Here is a 16062-nt window from a genome sequence, read left to right as displayed (position 1 = left end):
GCGTTGACGATTTGTTATGTTTGAATGTCGCCAGCTTTGCCATAAATCCATGTAACATCGCCTTCATCACGCTCCGGGATTCGACCGACATCAGATGGCCAACGCCTTTTTCACCGACCTGATCACCACAATTTCCGAGCGAGGCCGGACGCTGCTGCGCGGCGGCGGCGCCCCTGTCGACAAGCATGATGCGAAAAGCCTGGCCGAGCTGTGCGAGGCGCTGGTGTCCGGCGCCGGCGAGGCCTCGGGCACGGCGATGGCCCGCGACGTTCTCGACGGCTATCACGATCTCGACCCCGAGGGCCGCAAGGCGTTCTTCACCGCGCTGGTGCATGATTTCGGGCCGGACAAGGCCAGGCTCGCCAAGGCGATCGACGACTGGCGCGCGACGCCATCGGACGAAGGCGCGAGCGCGCTGCATTTCGCCTCCGAGCCGCGCCGGCAGGAGCTGATCCGCCGGCTCAACCGCGCGCCGGGCGGCACGCCCGAGCTGGTGGCGATGCGCACCGATCTCCTGGATCTCATCAAGGGCAATCCGGAACTCGCCGCGCTCGATCGCGACGTCGTGCATCTCTTGAGCTCATGGTTCAACAGGGGGTTTCTCGTGCTGCGTAAGATCGACTGGTCGACGCCGGCGAACATTCTGGAACAGATCATCCGCTACGAGGCAGTGCACGAGATCCACGACTGGGACGATCTGCGCCGCCGCATCGATCCGGTCGATCGCCGCTGCTACGCCTTCTTCCATCCCGCGATGCCCGATGCGCCCTTGATCTTCGTCGAGATCGCGCTGACCGAGACCATCCCCGGCGCCATCGCGCCGCTGCTCGCCGTCGATCGTCCGCCGGTGCCGGCCGACCGCGCCCGCACCGCCGTATTCTATTCGATCTCCAACACCCAGCGCGGCCTCGGCGGCATCTCGTTCGGCAACTTCCTGATCAAGCAGGTGGTCGAGGAGCTGCGGCGCGAGCTGCCGAAGCTGGACACCTTCGTCACGCTGTCGCCGGTGCCCGGCTTCATGCACTGGCTGAAGTCGACGACCGATGCGACCGAAGAGGATCGCAACGTGCTCAAGCTGCTGAACGAGCCGCGCTGGGTCGAGGATGCCGAGATGACCGCCGAGCTGCGCCCGGTGATCGAGCCGCTCGCCGCGCACTACTTCCTGAAGGCGCGGACGTCGAAGGGCAAGGTGATCGATCCCGTCGCCCGCTTCCACCTCGGCAACGGCGCGAGACTCGAGCGCATCAACTGGCTCGGCGACCTCTCGTCCAAGGGCCAGCGCGAATCCGCGACCGTGATGGTGAACTACCTGTATCGGCTCGAGGACATCGAGAAGAACCACGAAGCCTATGCCAATGACGGCGAGGTCGTGGCCTCGAGCGCGGTCAAGAAGCTGCTGCGCGCCGAGGGCCGGCGGCTGCTGGATATGCGGCTGTCGTCGTAGGGCTTGAAGGCGCGCAGAGCACTCTCGCGTGCGCCATCGGCTCGACGTATCCGGCACCCTGCCCGCCGCGAACTCCGTCGTTGCGAGGAGCGAAGCGACGAAGCAATCCAGAGTCTTTCGCGTCGCCCTGGATTGCTTCGCTTCGCTCGCAATGACGCCGGTGAGAGACTGTGCTTACGCCACAGCCACCGTCGTCATCCCGGCGAACGCCGGGATCCATAACCACAGGTCGTCGTTTGAGGCAGGCCAGTCGTTAGACCTCGCCAAGCCACATCCGCCGCGGCGTATGGGTCCCGGCGTTCGCCGGGACGACGATGAGGTTGGACCGGTTTCACATTTCAAACAGCTTGGGGACGCGCGATCATAGCCTCGCGGCGCATGGCGCCCGAGTTGCTGCGAAGCATGTCCCTCCGACAAATACAGAGGGCGCAGGGAAGACCGGGTGCTGGCCGCAACCCATGGCCCCCGTGCGAGAGAAAGTGCACGGGGCAGGAACCACAGGTACGACCGGTGCATTCCGGCCTTCCCTGCGCGATGGTTTGAACGGTGTCCTTCGTGCTCTCCCTGGGGATCGGCGTTCTTGCCCCCATTTTGCGACAACGCGCCTTTGGCGCGTTGCGCAGACCTCAGCGTCGAGAGGCCAGGACCACACGACTTCTCCGTCCGTAGCGACGCCGGTCGTCCACCGTCGCCGCTGCGGCCACCGCATCCCTATCCCGACGTTCGTGACGACGCGTACGCCCCTCTGCGAAAAGGACAGGACATGCGCATCATTGCTGATTTTCGGAATTTGTCAAGGTGAAAGATTCGGGCACCGCTCGCGGTGCCCGCCGGGACCTCGGCCCCCTCGCCCTCACGACGCCTTGCGTTTCGCTTCCACATGGCGCGCGAAGCTGTCGAGAATGGCCTGCCAGCCGCCCTGCTGCTGCTCGACGGAATGGGTCGTTTCGGCATCGAAGGCGACACGAACGACAACGCCATTCGGGCCGGGCTCGAAGTGGACCTCGGCCTTCCGGTCGCCGAAGGCATATTCGATCAGCTTGTGCTCGACGATCTTCGCGTAGGTGCCGGCAAAGTCGAAGCCCATGCTGCCGTCCTTGGCCTCCATCCGCGACGAGAACGCGCCGCCCTCTCTCAGGTCGACCGTGGCCTTGGTCGTATGCCAATCGTCGGAGGCCGCGTTCCATCTCACGATGTCGGCCGGCGTCGTATAGGCACGCCAGACCTGATCGATCGGGGCTGCGACGTTGGTTTCGACGGTGATCCTCATGAACATTGCTCCTAGTTCGTGTTGAACGATCACTGCACTTGTGCAGGAGTGATGCTCGAAGGACGATGGGGACCGGCCGGTCCCGACAGACGGTAGGACAAATCTTGCCTCTTGGGATACCGCAGGATTTTCGATGGGAAAAGCGATACGAGTGTCATTCGTTGCCGCCGCAGCGCTGACAGGCGGCGCTTTTGGAGCGGTCGGTCTCGGCTACGCGGCCTTGGCAGTCGGCTTCTTTGCTCTCAGTTTCGCGCCTGGGGGCATTCACAGCGACTGGAGCATGCTCGCGCTGTTGGGTGTCGTGGTTGGCGTCGGTCTCGGCGGCCTCCTTGGAATTTGGGCGGGCGTGACGGTGGCCAAGTCTTTGCTCCGGAAAAAGCAGAAACTGGAACTCCCAGGCCATCCAGAAACCGAGAGATAATCATGAGCCCCTCAGCGGAGATTTCGAAACGCATATTCGAGCTGCTCTCGGAAGATGGCTTTTGGCAGCCGTCCCGTGGGATCTATGTCAAACCATGGATCGACGCGTGGCGAGGATGGATTAGCATCGACTCCGGACGTTACAACCTGGGCCCTGTGGTCGGCCTGTTCAACGACGAACTTTTGAAGGCCAGCAGCAAAGCGCTGAAACGATTGGGGGCTCCATGGCGATACGGCAAGAATGGACCACCGTTGATCATGATCAACCTGCAGCAGCTTGCCGAGCAGGACTCAGAGAGCAGGACGAGAATCTCTTGGACCTATAGCGGCGAACCATTGCAGGTAAGCGTTGCGGACGACATCGTTTGCTGCATACGGACCTGCGGATACCCCTACATCCAGCGGCACACCAGCATCGAGGCCGTGTTGCGCGCAGCCGTGGACGAAAGGAGGGCATCGCCGGCCTTCATCATGTACTTGCCGATCCTCCTGATCAAGCTCGGCCAACTGGACACACTCCGCCAAGTCGTAGCCATCCAGCGCGAGCGCCCCGTCAGCGCGGACCTCTCGGTCAGCTACGAGCAATACGTCGATGCCCTACTGGAACTTCGTGATGGCAGCCAAAGTGAATGATCCTTGCGATAGGATCACATCACATCCTCGGCTTGTCGATATGAAGTCCTCGCGCCGCCAGCGCCTCGATCAGATGCGGCCGGCGCTCGTCGATCCATTCGACGCACTGTTCGGGAATGACACGAATGCCGTCATTGACCATCCGCGCCAGCGGGCCCGGAGCCCACGCAAGGATATGGCTGGTGGTGGGCCCCTCCTGCAGGTAGGCCACCCACGTATCCCAGGGCGGCACGTTGCCTTCGGTGAAAAAGCCTTCGGTCTCGTCGTGGGCCACGCCACAATCGAGACTATCGTCAGGAAAAAACGCAAGCAACCGGCCTTGAAAGCTGCAGATGTTTGGGGGGGTGATGTTGCCGCCACCCAGGCGGCAACGGCGCTGCTGGGCGACCGACTGAACCCAGGCCTTCCGCGTTCGGCTGCCGAATTCGGGCGCGATGTCGGCGCTCCGGAATGTCGTCGAGGGCCACCACGGGCGCGGACGCGAGGCGCACCAGGCGATGGTCTCGGCCAGATGCTGGATGACCTCGTCCAACGTGTGGCCGTTCTCGTGATCAAGATTCATGGCGGGCTCATGTCGTTGCTGTCAGTCGAACGCTAGCATCCACCGGCCCTCGCCTCCTGTCCAGCATAGCACTGCGTCCGAAGCTCCCGCGGCACACTGGCGATTCATCATTGCTCTCTGCGCAACGATTCATGCACTGTCGTTAAGATTTCACGGACACACGTGATGCGCTGTCTCACGCAAAATTCGTGACACGGTCTCGCCATGTGGGGCATAGTGACATAGGCTTCGCCTGAGGATGCATGACGTGAGGACTTCAGAGCTGATACGACTGCTGGCTGGTCACGGAATCTCAAGACAGGCTTTCAGCATCGACGGGGTTGGGGCCTGCGAAGAGCAGTACAGACTGGACCGGGACGGCCCCCTCTGGAAATTCTACTACTATGAGCGCGGCGAGCAGGCGGGAGTTCGGCAGTTTGCCAGCGAGGATGAAGCGTGTCGTTTCATGCTCGACACCCTGCTGGCGGATCAGACGACGCGGCGCTGAGCCCTCTCGCGCGAGCGATCTGAAGGTGAGTTGATCCGGAAGAGGCGCAGAACTTGATCACAAGCACTCATAGTCGTGCTCTCCGGCCCCGCTTGCTCACTTGAGCATTCGGACCTCATTGTTCTCAAGGCGATGCGAGAGCACCGCCTGAACGCGCCGCGCGCGGCACTCCTCACCATGAGGGTGTATGCTGTCGCCGCGCCTCACCCGACCGCCCCCTGCGGCCTCAGCCGCAGTATCGCCGGCGGGAGGTTCGCCGCCAGCCATTCCGCAATCACCTTCTGCTTTCGGTGATACGCCAGTCCCACCGCGACCACCGCGACGCCGATCAGCGACAGTGCGAACGGGAACAGCAGCGAGTCCTTGAAGACGACGTCGGCGAGGTGGCCGAGATACATCGTGATGCCGATGGCGCCGAACACGGCGTAGGCGCGGCGGACGATGATGACGGCGATCGCGAGCAGGCCGACGTTCAGCAGGCAGTAGATCGCCTTGCCCAGCTCGGTCGCGCCTTCCGTGGCGCTGACGCCGCCCCAGAAGGCCATCAGGCCGAACAAGTGCAGCCAAAAGCCGAAGTCGCGGCTGTGGCTGGTGTAGTCGACGATCCACGCCACCGCGAGAATGCCGAGGCCGAACCAGATCGACACCACGCGGCGCATCTCCCAGTCGAAATGGCTGACGTTGAAGATCCAGGGCGTGAGGTCCATCGACATGAACCACAGCGCGACCGACATGATCGCGACGATGAAGGGCACGCGATAGAAGCGCAGCGCGATCGCGCCCGCCGCGATGGTGGCGATCTCCATGAACAGCCAACTGCCCTTGATCCAGACGTAGAAGTCATGAACCGTGCCGGGCTTGCCGAACTTGCCCCACCAGCCGAATTCGGCTTGGACGCCGTAGACGGCGAGCGGTGCCATCGACACGGCGATGGCGATCAGCAGGCCGCCGGGGACGCGCAGGTCGCGGCGCCAGAGGTGGTCGCCGGCGAAGCCGAACGCGGCGGCATAGGCGAGCGCGCAGGCCGTCAGGGCGCGGCCGCCCATCTGCGAGAAGGCCACCGTCGAGAACAGGCCCATGGCGCCGATCACGATCAGCGCGCCGGCGTACCAGAGCAGATGCGCGGCATCGAATTTGGCGTGCGCCGCCGGACCCGCCTTCGCCTGTTGCTCGAGGTAGGTCAGCAACCGCTGCAACTCGTCGGGCCCGATCGCGCCTGCCCCGGCGGCGGCGCGCAGATCTTGTTCCGAATAGGCCATCGTCATCACCCTCTGTGACCCCGCCGGGAGACGGCACGCAGGGGTCCGATCGCGCAAACGCCTGGGGACGTCGCGCCTCGGGACCGGTGCCGACGGGGCGGATATGGGTGAGTGTAGCGGATTGTGAGCGACGTTCAATATAATTTTGAACGACGCTCAAATATCTACGCCAACGTTCTAAAATACCCATCGCGACGCGGGGGCTAAAGCTGCTTCGACCCCGCCCTTCTCCACACCGTCATGGCCGGGCTTGTCCCGGCCATCCATATCGTGCACCTGGAATGACGACGGGGATGCCCGGGACAGGCCCGGGCATGACGAGTCCTGGGTTGGCGGTTTGCCTCATCGCTGAGGGCAGAGGTTGGCGGATACGACCACCAGAGGCCCGCAGCGCAGTCGCCTCAATCCTTGAAATACGGCTCGACCGGGCCGTGGACCTTGATGGTCAGCGGGTTGCCGTGGCGGTCCTTGGCATTCCCTGCGGCGACGCGGATCCAGCCTTCGCTGATGCAGTATTCCTCGACATTGGTCTTCTCGGCGCCCTTGAAGCGGATGCCGACGTCACGCGACAGGATCTCCGCATTGTAATAGGGGCTCTTCGGATCAACCGACAGCCGGTCAGGAAATGGGGTCGCAGTCGTCTCGTTGTCGCTCACAGCAGTGCCTCGATCTCTTTCTTCAACGCCTCGGGCGTGGTGGTCGGCGCATGGCGCGACACCACATTCCCATGGCGATCGACCAGGAATTTGGTGAAATTCCATTTGATCGCCGAGCCCAAGAGGCCGGTCTTCTCGCCCTTCAGGAACTTGTAGAGCGGATGTGCATCGGTACCGTTGACGTCGATCTTCGCAAACAGCGGGAAGGTGACGTCGTACTTGCCGGCGCAGAACGCGCCGATCTCCTCGGCCGTGCCGGGCTCCTGGGCGCCGAACTGGTTACAGGGAAATCCGAGCACGGCAAAGCCCCTGTCCGCATAGGCGCGGTGCAGCGCCTCGAGGCCGCGATATTGCGGCGTGAAGCCGCAGGCGCTGGCGGTGTTGACGATCAGCAGCACCTGCCCCTCGAAGCGCTTCAGCGGCACCTCCTCGCCCTTCAGCGAGGTCGCGGTGAAATCATAGATGCCGGCCATCAGCCCAGCACCGGATCGATCGGCGACGGCGGGGTACCGCCAGCCTCGATCGCTTCGCCAGCGAGAAGGCACGCGTCCTCGCGAAAGCGCTGGCCGACAAGCTGGACGCCGACCGGGACGCGGCCGACCATGCCGGTCGAGACCGTCAGGCCCGGCAGGCCGAAGAACGGAATCGCGATCTGCGTGAGCTGGGCGTGCCAGACCTGCTGGAACGACTCCTCGTCCTTGCGGTCGAGCTGATCGGCGAACGGCAGCATGCCCGACACCGGCATCAGCAGCAGCGGATGCTGCTCCATGAACAGGAGCCATTGCCGGGTCAGCGCGGCGCGGCGCGCGAGCGTCTGCGACAGGTCGAATGGGTGAACCTTGTCACTGACGCCGCGCAGGCAGGCCAGCGCGCCCGGGTCGCCCTCCTTTTCCGCAGCCGCGAGCTGCGCCTCGTAGCCGTCGCCGAGCCAGAGACGGGTCTGCAGCAGCGCGGCCTCCTGCATCGGCGGCGTGTCCGCGATCTCCTCGACGGTCCAGCCGGCGGCTTCCAGCCGCCTGGCGGCATCGCGCAAGGCGGCCACGACCTCCGGCACAGGGTTCAGCCCGTCCGGGTTGACGCAGAGGGTGACGCGGTTCGGCAGCGGCGGGCCCTCGAGCGGCACCGGCATCCACCAGACATCGCGGACGTCGCGCGCCGACATCGCGGCCAGCGCGATCCTGACGTCGTTGACTGTGCGGGCGAGCGGGCCGGAGACGGCGCTGATCTGCGGGCCGATCGGGCGCTCGGGGAACTGTGTATTGAAGGCCGGGATGCGGCCGACCGTCGGGCGCAGGCCGTGGATGCCGCAGGCGTACGCGGGATAGCGGACGGAGCCGGCGATGTCGGTGCCATGCCCGATATGGCCGATGCCCGCCGCGGTGGCCGATCCTGCGCCGCCCGAGGAGCCGCCCGGCGTGATGCCGGGGTCGCGTGGGTTCTTGGTGTGGCCGTGGATAAGGTTGCTGGTGAACCAGCGATAGGACACCGCCGGGGTGTTGGTGCGGCCGAGCAGCACGGCACCGGCCTTGACCAGGTTGTTGACGACCGGATTGTGCGCCGAGGCGATCGCGTCCTTCTGCAGATTGAGGCCGTTGGTGGTGGCGAAGCCGGCCTGGTCGACATTGACCTTGATCGTCACCGGCACGCCGGCGAGCGGCCCCGGATCCTCGCCGCGCGCCAGCCGGGAGTCGATGGCGTCGGCCTGTTGCAGCACGTCCTCGGGGCGATGGTCGACCACGGCGTTGACCGCGGGGTTCACCGCATCGAGCCGCGCCAGCGCCGCGGTCGCGGCATCGCGGGCGGAGACCTGCTTCGACTTGATGAGGGCGGCGAGGTCGGCAGCCGGCAGGCGCCAGAGATCGGTCATGGGGAGCTCCGTGGTGTCGGGGCTTGTTCTAGCGCGAGCACTTGTCGGGAGAAAGCCGTCGCGGCGCGGCACTCCAGCATAGCTTCGGCAGCAAACCGCATGGGTCTTGTTGCACTCGCCCTCGCCTCCTCGTCATGGCCGGGCTTGTCCCGGCCATCCACGTCGTGCAGCGCGCGTGGACCGACGTGGATGCCCGGGACAAGCCCGGGCATGACGGAGAGACAAACTGGCCGCGTGTTAGGGGTGCGAAGTGCGGTCGCGATCAATACCCATCCTGCATCGATCGATCCGGAATCAGGCTTGGTCAAGCTTCACGTTCGACTTTAAGAGCTGAAGCAAGCACATCACAAAAGGGGGAAACCACATGATCAGACCGGGCACCATCATGGCCGCAACATTCGTTCTCGCCGCTGCAGCAACGCTGGCGCCGCGCGCGGGCCACGCCGAGACCTATGCCTATGTCGGCAACGCCGACAGCAACGACATCAGCGTCTTCAAGTTCGATGCTTCCACCGGCGAGATGACCCCGGCGCAGACGGCTTCCTTCGTCGGCGTCGACAAGCCGGGCTCGTCGACCCCGCTCGCGGTCAGCCCGGACAAGACGGTGCTGATCGCCGGAATCCGCTCGCAGCCGTTCCAGGCCGAGAGCTTTGCGATCAATGCCAAGACCGGTCAGCTCAGCCACATCGGCAACGGGCCGCTCGCCGACAGCATGGCCAACATCGCCTTCGACCGCACCGGCAAGGTGCTGTTCAGCGCCTCCTATGGCGGCAACAAGGTGGCGGTGAATCCGATCCAGGCCAATGGCGTCGTCGCGGCGCCGAGCCAGGTGATCCCGACCGGGCTGAACGCCCACGCCTTCCTGCCCTCGCCCGACAACCGCTTCGTGTTCGCGACCAATCTCGGCTCCGACCAGGTGCTCGGCTTCGCCTTCGACGCCGCGACGGGCACGCTGACGGCCAAGGAGGCGCTGACGGTGAAGACGCCGGAGAAGTCAGGGCCGCGCCACTTCATCTTCCACCCGAACGGCAAGTTCATCTACCTTCTGCACGAACTCAACGCGGATCTCGCGGTCTATGCCTATGACGCGGAGAACGGCACCTGGAGCGAGCAGCAGCGCACCACCGCCCTGCCCTCAGGCTTCACCGGCAAGCCCTGGGCGGCCGATCTGCACGTGACGCCGGATGGCAAGTTCCTCTACGCCTCGGAGCGCGGCTCGAACACGATTGCCGGCTTCAAGGTCGATGCGGCCAGCGGGCGCGTGAGCCTGATCGGCAGCGTGCCGACCGAGACCCAGCCACGCGGCTTCGCCATCGATCCCACCGGGCGCTATCTCGCCGCCGTCGGCGAAGTGTCGAACGGGATGACGGTGTATCGGATCGACCCGGCCAGCGGCGCGCTCACGAGCCTGAAATCCTACGCCGTGGGCAAGAAGCCGAACTGGGTGGAGTTCGTCAGCCTGCCGTGAGCGAACGACAGGGCCGCCACAAGATCGGACGTGGCGGCCCGGCGTTTCCATCGGCGCTGCGAGTGCCTATATACAACGCCATGACGATGCCTGCCGCCCAGCCTGACCGCCATCCCCTCGCAGTTCAACATCCGGAACTCGACGACGCCTCGATCCGCCTGCTGGTCGAGACCTTCTACGGGCGCGCAAGGGAGGACGAGCTGATCGGCCCGATCTTCAACCGTACCGTGGAGGATTGGGACGACCATATCGGCAGGATCAGCGATTTCTGGTCGTCGATGTTCCTGAAGACCGGCCGCTACAGCGGCGCGCCGATGCGGCCGCATCTGTTGCTATCGTTGCAGGGGCCGCATTTCGACCGCTGGCTGCAACTGTTCGAGGCGACGGCGAAGGACCTGTTCGCGCCGGAGCTCGCGGAGCTCTTCATCGTCCGCGCCCGCCGCATCGCCGACAGTTTCGAGATGGGCATCGCCAGCACGCGCGGCGACATCGCGCGCCCGCGCCATTCGGTCTGATCTCGGCCGCAAGCACGCGGGCGTTCGGGAAACGGCCATGCGGCCGTTCTGCGCTCAATGGCGCGTCATCGATTGCGCCGGCATGTTGAAGATCGCTTCGGAGAACGGGAACTCCAGCACGATCTCACCGTCCTCGTCGGTCACCTCGATGACGGCCGTCATCAGCGCCGCGTTGCCGCCTTCGGTCCGCAGCAGTTCCTTGATCATGTCGCGCGCGACTTCCCAGGCGCGGTCGGGACTGCGCAGCACCTCGCCGTCGGTGTCGGAGACCAGTTCCTCGCCGATCCGTGTGTTGAAGAAATATCTAGGCATCATCAGCTTCCAATGGGGTCGCGCGCTGGGGTTTTGAAGTCTCGAACATCTCACGACTGCTTTATCCGGCCAGCTCAGCCCCCCAAGCTAGGGACCGAATTGAACGGTGTTGCGAAGCCATCGATCACGAATTCGTTGTTTTCACGGCTCGTTCCGACGAAAACGGCAGCAACTCGCATCTGCAACTTCGCACTGCAATAAACAGGCCTGAGAGGCTCAAACAAAAAGATTCCACTGGCGAACTTTTCGTAGCACGGTAGTTTATTGCTGAGGACGATAACCGTCCCGACTTGAAGGAGAGGACAATGGCCTGGAAAGCACCGAAGATCGTTGAAGTGCCGGTCGGCATGGAAATCAACATGTACGCCTGCGCGGCCCGCAAATAATTCGCGGGTGTGACGTCCAGGTCTCGGCGATCAGGACGTCGACGCTTGAGGGTGGGGATCAGCGACCGCGTATGTGCCAGCCCGTACGCTGGTCGGATGTCCCACCCTCGTCACCTTCCCTGCGGGCGGTCCTGACCGTTGGTCAGCCTGCCTGTCGGAGATCCTGCCGCTGGTAATCGCGTGCGCCACCACAGCTGAATTCCAGGAGACGGCTCATGCTTCGCCTCGTCGTCCTGGGCGCCGCCGCGGGCGGTGGAGTGCCACAGTGGAATTGCGGCTGCGCCGTGTGCCGTGCCGCGCGCACCGATCATCCCGAGATCAGCAACAGCCAGGCCTCGGTCGCGGTCAGCGCTGATGGCGCCAACTGGTTCCTGATCAACGCCTCGCCCGATCTGCGCCAGCAGGTTACCCGCACGCCGCAACTGCATCCGAAGCCCGGCGCCCTGCGCCACAGTCCGATCGCCGGCGTGATCCTGACCAATGGCGAGATCGACGCGGTCACGGGGCTGCTGTCGATGCGCGAGAGCTCGCCGTTTTCGATCCATGCGCACCCCAAAGTGCTTGCGATCCTCAGATCGAACAACATCTTCGATGTGCTGAAGGACGAGACCGTCAAGCGCGTGCCGATCGTGATCGATGTGCCGTTCCGGCCGCTGCTGCAGGACGGCCGGCCCTCGGGCCTGGAGATCACGGCCTTCGCCGTCTCGGGAACGAGCGCGTGGTATCTGCGCGACAAGCAGCATCCCGGCGGCAGCTCCTCGACCGGCGACACGCTGGGCCTGAAGATCGCCGATCTCGAAGGCGGGCAATATTGCTACGTCATCGCCGCCTGTGCCGGCGTGGACGATGATCTGAGAACGAGATTGAGGGGCGCGCCCTTGGTGCTGTTCGACGGCACGGTGTGGCGCGACGACGAGATGATCCAGGCCGGACTCGGCAACAAGACCGGGCAGAGCATGGGACATATCGCGATGTCCGGAGAAAGCGGCGCGATCAAGCAGCTGGCGGACCTCGCGATCGGCAGGAAGGTCTTCCTGCACATCAACAACTCCAATCCGGCGTGGCTGCACGCCTCACCCGAGCGGCAAACGTTGGAACGCGAGGGATGGGAAATCCCCGCTGAAGGGATGGAGATCGTACTGTGAGTGAGGTCAATCTGAGCGGAATGACGGCGCTGTCGATCGGACGCGGCGTGACGCTGAACAGTGCAAGCGAATTGGAAGCAGCACTTCGCCATATCGGCGCGACGCGCTATCACAACCACCACCCGTTTCATAAGCTGCTGCACGGCGGCAAGCTCAACAAGGGCCAGGTGCAGGCCTGGGCGCTCAACCGCTACTACTACCAGTCGACGATCCCGCTGAAGGACGCGATGGTGATGACGCGCTTCCGCGACCGCGCCACGCGGCTGGAATGGCGGCACCGCATCGAGGATCATGATGGCGATGTCGGCAGCGAGGGCGGCATCGAGCGCTGGATCAAACTGACCGAAGGCCTCGGCCTCGACACGGCCTACGTCGAATCGACCGAAGGCATCCTGCCGGCCACCCGCTTCGCGGTCGAAGCCTATGTGCATTTCTGCCGCGACCGCTCGCCGCTGGAGGCGATCGCCTCGTCGCTGACCGAGCTGTTCGCGCCGAGCATCCATGAAGAGCGCATCTCGGGCATGCTCGAGCACTACGATTTCGTCAACAACGACACGATGAGCTACTTCAAGCGCCGTCTCACCCAGGCGCCGCGCGACGCGAACTTCGCGCTGCATTACGTCAAGGAGCACGCCACCACGCCGGAGCAGCGCGCCGCCGTGTGCAACGCGCTGATCTTCAAGACCAACGTGCTGTGGGTGCAGCTCGACGCGCTGTATCATGCCTATGTCGAGGGCCACATCCCGCCCGGCGCCTTCGTGCCGAAGGAGGGCTGAGCGTGGTCTTCGCGGCTCTCTCAAGGGTACCGGTGCCACCCTCCCCTGGAGGGGGAGGGTCGGCTCGCGCGAAGCGCGAGGCGGGGTGGGGTGAAGCCACCTGCCGCGGTGCGCATGGAGAGATCGCCCCACCCCGTTGCGCATCGCGGGCGATGCGCAACGACCCTCCCCCTCCAGGGGAGGGTGGGCACCGCCGATGCCGCGGCATCGGACAGAACGCAACAATCATCGGCTAGAGACCCGCCATGGCCCCGCGTCACATCCAAGTTGCCGAGACCAGCCGCGTGGTGCTGCCGCGGCATGCCAAGCTGAAGTTCGACGAGACCCGGCAGGTCTGGGTGATCCTGGCGCCGGAACGCGTGCTGGCGCCGGACGAGATCGCGATCGAGGTGCTCAAGCTGTGCGATGGCGCGCGCAGCGTCGCTGATATCATCGACGAGCTCGCGGCGAAATATGCCGCGCCTCGCGACGTCATCGCGACCGATGTGGTTGCCATGCTGCAGGATCTCGCCGACAAGGGATTCCTGACCGAGGTTCGGGAGACGACATCATGACCGAGCTGACCGACACCTCACCGCCCATCGACAGCAATGACGGCCTCGCCGTGCTGGAGCGGCGCGGTTCCGTGGCCGAAACCTACGGCATTCCGCTCGCCGTGCTGCTCGAACTCACGCATCGCTGTCCGCTGCAATGCCCCTATTGCTCCAACCCGCTGGAACTCGATCGCGCCGGACAGGAGCTGACCACCACGGAATGGAAGAAGGTGCTGTCCGAGCTCGCCGAGATCGGCGTGCTGCAGATCCACTTCTCCGGCGGCGAGCCGACCGCGCGCAAGGATCTGGTCGAGCTGGTGCAGCATGCCAACGACGTCGGCCTCTACACCAACCTGATCACCTCGGCCGTGCTGCTGACGCGGGAGCGGCTGAAGGAGCTGGCCGATGCCGGGCTGTCCCATGTCCAGATCAGCTTCCAGGGCAGCGAGGCCGGCATCGCCGACCGCGTCGGCGGCTACAAGGGCGGCCACGTCAAGAAGCTCGAGGTCGCGCGCTGGACCCGCGAGCTCGACCTGCCGCTGACGGTCAACGCCGTGATGCACCGGCAGAACCTGCATCAGCTGCCCGACATCATCCAGATGGCGGTCGATCTCGATGCCGACCGGCTCGAGGTCGCCAACGTGCAATATTACGGCTGGGCGCTGAAGAATCGCGCCAGCCTGATGCCGACCTATGCCCAGTTGGAGGAGACCGACCGTCTGGTCGAAGAGGCGCGCGAGCGGCTGAAGGGCACGCTGACGATCGACTACGTCGTGCCGGACTACTACGCGCTGCGGCCGAAGAAGTGCATGGGCGGCTGGGGCCGGCAGTTCTTCAACATCTCTCCCTCGGGCAAGATCCTGCCCTGCCACGCTGCCGAGAGCATCACCGGGCTCGACTTCATGTCCGTGCGGTCGAACCATTCGATCGCCTGGATCTGGCAGAACTCCGAGGCCTTCAACCGCTACCGTGGCACCGGCTGGATGAAGGAGCCGTGCAAATCCTGCGAGTTCCGCGAGATCGATTTCGGCGGCTGCCGCTGCCAGGCGTTCGCGCTGACCGGCGATGCGGGGAATACCGATCCGGCCTGTACGCTGTCGCCGCTGCACGAGAGCATCTTCAAGCAGGCCGAGCGTGACGCGGCCTCGGGCCAGGACCGCTTCCTCTATCGCAATTTCGCCGGCGGCACGCCCGAGAGCAATGATGCCTGACGCCGAAGCCGGCCGCGCCTCCGCGCGCCGCAGCGATCCGTTCGCGCCGCTGACGTCGGAATGGCTAGATGTCTCCGGCGGTCACCAGATCTACGTCGAGAGCAGCGGCTGCGCCGCCGGCATCCCCGCGGTCTATCTGCATGGTGGGCCGGGCTCCGGATGCCAGCCGGATCACCGCCGACTGTTCGATCCCGAGCGCTTCCATGCCGTGCTGTTCGACCAGCGCGGCGCCGGCCGCTCGCGTCCTGCGCGCAGCCGCGACAACAACACCCTGCCCGACCTGATCGCCGACATGGAGGCGATCCGCGAAAAGTTCGGTTTCGACCGCTGGATCGTCGCCGGCGGCTCCTGGGGCGCCACCTTGGCGCTGGCTTATACGCAGGCGCACCCGACGCGCGTCACGGGGCTGGTGCTGCGGGCGACGTTCCTCGGCACCCGTGCGGAAGTGGAGACGGCATTCGGCGAGACGCTGGCGCGCTTTCACCCTGCCCTGCACCGCGACTTCCTGGAGATGCTGCCGGAAAACGAACGCGCCAACCCGTGCGACGCCTATTTCCGCCGCATCCTCGATCCCGATCCGGCGATTCATGGCCCGGCTGCGCGCGCCTGGCACGACACCGAGCGGGCGCTGTCCGAGATCAAACCCGCCCGCGCCCATCTGGATCGGCTCGCCATCCGCTCCGGCACAGCCTTGCCGGCGACGCCGTTCATGGAGGCGCATTACTTCTCGCAGGACAGCTTCATGGCGAAAGGCCAGTTGCTGCGCGATGCGAGCAGGCTGAGCGGGATTCCCGGAATCATCGTGCAGGGCCGCTATGACCTGCTCTGTCCGCCCTCCACCTCCGCGCGCCTGGCCGAAATCTGGCGCGACGCCGAAATCCGTGTCGTCGAAGCCGCAGGTCACAATCTTTATGATCCCGGCATCCGCGATGCGGTCATGAAAGCCATCTGCGATATGGCGACGCGCACGACTGCGCCTTAAACACATGGTCATCTCTCCTCATCCTGAGGAGCCATGCGCGGCATGGCGTCTCAAAGGATGAGGCCCCAGACATCCCCCCGCCTCATGGTTCACCGGGCAATGCGCAGCATTGTCCGGGAGCCGCGCCAAGTGACGC

19 protein-coding genes are annotated in these 16062 nt (G+C 64.8%); 12 read left to right on the top strand and 7 right to left on the bottom strand.

The genetic code is table 11. The annotated features are described in order from the left end of the window. The first annotated feature begins 94 nt into the window (after nucleotides 1-94). Nucleotides 95-1444 carry a malonyl-CoA decarboxylase gene (locus ACQR0W_RS05690; RefSeq protein WP_315718038.1) on the top strand — a complete coding sequence of 450 codons (1350 nt, stop codon included), beginning with the start codon at nucleotides 95-97 and terminating at the stop codon, nucleotides 1442-1444. An 853-nt stretch (nucleotides 1445-2297) separates the two neighbouring features. Here the strand turns inward: ACQR0W_RS05690 and ACQR0W_RS05685 are convergent. Beyond that, nucleotides 2298-2714: an SRPBCC family protein gene (locus ACQR0W_RS05685; protein WP_315828301.1), complete on the bottom strand. Its 417-nt coding sequence runs from the start codon at nucleotides 2712-2714 to the stop codon at nucleotides 2298-2300. A gap of 133 nt (nucleotides 2715-2847) precedes the next feature. Here ACQR0W_RS05685 and ACQR0W_RS05680 point away from each other — a divergent pair, with 133 nt between their 5' ends. Together ACQR0W_RS05680 and ACQR0W_RS05675 are read left to right on the top strand one after the other, a co-directional pair. Next, complete coding sequence (locus ACQR0W_RS05680; RefSeq protein WP_315828302.1) at nucleotides 2848-3135, top strand: hypothetical protein; 288 nt, start codon at nucleotides 2848-2850, stop codon at nucleotides 3133-3135. 2 nt (nucleotides 3136-3137) lie between these two features. Next, nucleotides 3138-3767: a hypothetical protein gene (locus tag ACQR0W_RS05675; protein ID WP_315828303.1), complete on the top strand. Its 630-nt coding sequence runs from the start codon at nucleotides 3138-3140 to the stop codon at nucleotides 3765-3767. Between the two features lie 19 nt (nucleotides 3768-3786). On the opposite strand, the gene ACQR0W_RS05670 is transcribed toward ACQR0W_RS05675, so the two are convergent. Continuing rightward, nucleotides 3787-4329 (bottom strand): hypothetical protein, encoded by a 543-nt coding sequence (locus ACQR0W_RS05670; RefSeq protein ID WP_315828304.1) that lies wholly within the window; start codon nucleotides 4327-4329, stop codon nucleotides 3787-3789. Nucleotides 4330-4576: 247 nt separating this feature from the next. Between ACQR0W_RS05670 and ACQR0W_RS05665 the strand changes: the two genes are divergently transcribed. Beyond that, a complete protein-coding gene (locus ACQR0W_RS05665) occupies nucleotides 4577-4816 on the top strand; it encodes a hypothetical protein (protein ID WP_315828305.1) in 240 nt (79 codons plus the stop codon). Nucleotides 4817-5019: 203 nt separating this feature from the next. On the opposite strand, the gene ACQR0W_RS05660 is transcribed toward ACQR0W_RS05665, so the two are convergent. From ACQR0W_RS05660 to ACQR0W_RS05645, 4 genes are all read right to left on the bottom strand, one after another. Then, nucleotides 5020-6075 (bottom strand): hypothetical protein, encoded by a 1056-nt coding sequence (locus ACQR0W_RS05660; protein ID WP_315828306.1) that lies wholly within the window; start codon nucleotides 6073-6075, stop codon nucleotides 5020-5022. 401 nt (nucleotides 6076-6476) lie between these two features. Then, complete coding sequence (locus ACQR0W_RS05655; protein WP_315718031.1) at nucleotides 6477-6731, bottom strand: DUF3297 family protein; 255 nt, start codon at nucleotides 6729-6731, stop codon at nucleotides 6477-6479. After that, a complete protein-coding gene (locus ACQR0W_RS05650) occupies nucleotides 6728-7204 on the bottom strand; it encodes a glutathione peroxidase (RefSeq protein ID WP_315828307.1) in 477 nt (158 codons plus the stop codon). The genes ACQR0W_RS05655 and ACQR0W_RS05650 overlap by 4 nt, the downstream gene beginning before the upstream one ends. Beyond that, nucleotides 7204-8598 (bottom strand): amidase family protein, encoded by a 1395-nt coding sequence (locus ACQR0W_RS05645; RefSeq protein ID WP_316169165.1) that lies wholly within the window; start codon nucleotides 8596-8598, stop codon nucleotides 7204-7206. The genes ACQR0W_RS05650 and ACQR0W_RS05645 overlap by 1 nt, the downstream gene beginning before the upstream one ends. Before the next feature lie 364 nt (nucleotides 8599-8962). On the opposite strand from ACQR0W_RS05645, the gene ACQR0W_RS05640 reads away from it, so the two are divergent. Beyond that, nucleotides 8963-10066: a lactonase family protein gene (locus ACQR0W_RS05640; protein WP_315828309.1), complete on the top strand. Its 1104-nt coding sequence runs from the start codon at nucleotides 8963-8965 to the stop codon at nucleotides 10064-10066. A gap of 80 nt (nucleotides 10067-10146) precedes the next feature. Beyond that, on the top strand, nucleotides 10147-10581 hold the full coding sequence (locus ACQR0W_RS05635; protein ID WP_315828337.1) for a group III truncated hemoglobin: 435 nt from the start codon (nucleotides 10147-10149) through the stop codon (nucleotides 10579-10581). A gap of 54 nt (nucleotides 10582-10635) precedes the next feature. Here the strand turns inward: ACQR0W_RS05635 and ACQR0W_RS05630 are convergent, their stop codons facing one another. Then, on the bottom strand, nucleotides 10636-10893 hold the full coding sequence (locus tag ACQR0W_RS05630) for a DUF6894 family protein (RefSeq protein WP_315718026.1): 258 nt from the start codon (nucleotides 10891-10893) through the stop codon (nucleotides 10636-10638). Nucleotides 10894-11198: 305 nt separating this feature from the next. On the opposite strand from ACQR0W_RS05630, the gene pqqA reads away from it, so the two are divergent. The 6 genes from pqqA to pip all read left to right on the top strand — a co-directional run bounded on the left by pqqA (nucleotide 11199) and on the right by pip (nucleotide 15926). Continuing rightward, nucleotides 11199-11279, top strand: coding sequence for a pyrroloquinoline quinone precursor peptide PqqA (pqqA, locus tag ACQR0W_RS05625; protein WP_012029362.1), 81 nt, complete (start codon nucleotides 11199-11201; stop codon nucleotides 11277-11279). 215 nt (nucleotides 11280-11494) lie between these two features. After that, a complete protein-coding gene (gene pqqB / locus ACQR0W_RS05620) occupies nucleotides 11495-12424 on the top strand; it encodes a pyrroloquinoline quinone biosynthesis protein PqqB (RefSeq protein ID WP_315718025.1) in 930 nt (309 codons plus the stop codon). 20 nt (nucleotides 12425-12444) lie between these two features. Further along, nucleotides 12445-13200: a pyrroloquinoline-quinone synthase PqqC gene (gene pqqC, locus ACQR0W_RS05615; RefSeq protein WP_409977980.1), complete on the top strand. Its 756-nt coding sequence runs from the start codon at nucleotides 12445-12447 to the stop codon at nucleotides 13198-13200. A gap of 245 nt (nucleotides 13201-13445) precedes the next feature. After that, nucleotides 13446-13754: a pyrroloquinoline quinone biosynthesis peptide chaperone PqqD gene (gene pqqD / locus ACQR0W_RS05610; protein WP_315828310.1), complete on the top strand. Its 309-nt coding sequence runs from the start codon at nucleotides 13446-13448 to the stop codon at nucleotides 13752-13754. Next, the gene (gene pqqE, locus ACQR0W_RS05605; RefSeq protein ID WP_315828311.1) at nucleotides 13751-14944 is read left to right on the top strand and encodes a pyrroloquinoline quinone biosynthesis protein PqqE; all 1194 of its coding nucleotides are present in this window, start codon (nucleotides 13751-13753) and stop codon (nucleotides 14942-14944) included. The genes pqqD and pqqE overlap by 4 nt, the downstream gene beginning before the upstream one ends. Beyond that, nucleotides 14937-15926, top strand: a complete 990-nt coding sequence (pip, locus tag ACQR0W_RS05600) for a prolyl aminopeptidase (RefSeq protein WP_315718020.1) — start codon at nucleotides 14937-14939, stop codon at nucleotides 15924-15926. The genes pqqE and pip overlap by 8 nt, the downstream gene beginning before the upstream one ends. The last annotated feature ends 136 nt before the right edge of the window (nucleotides 15927-16062 follow it).

It is taken from the genome of Bradyrhizobium sp. HKCCYLRH1034 (assembly GCF_051168375.1).
Taxonomy (GTDB): Bacteria; Pseudomonadota; Alphaproteobacteria; order Rhizobiales; family Xanthobacteraceae; genus Bradyrhizobium.
Note: the sequence above shows the minus strand (reverse complement) of the source record. Positions and strands in the feature narration are given on the sequence as shown.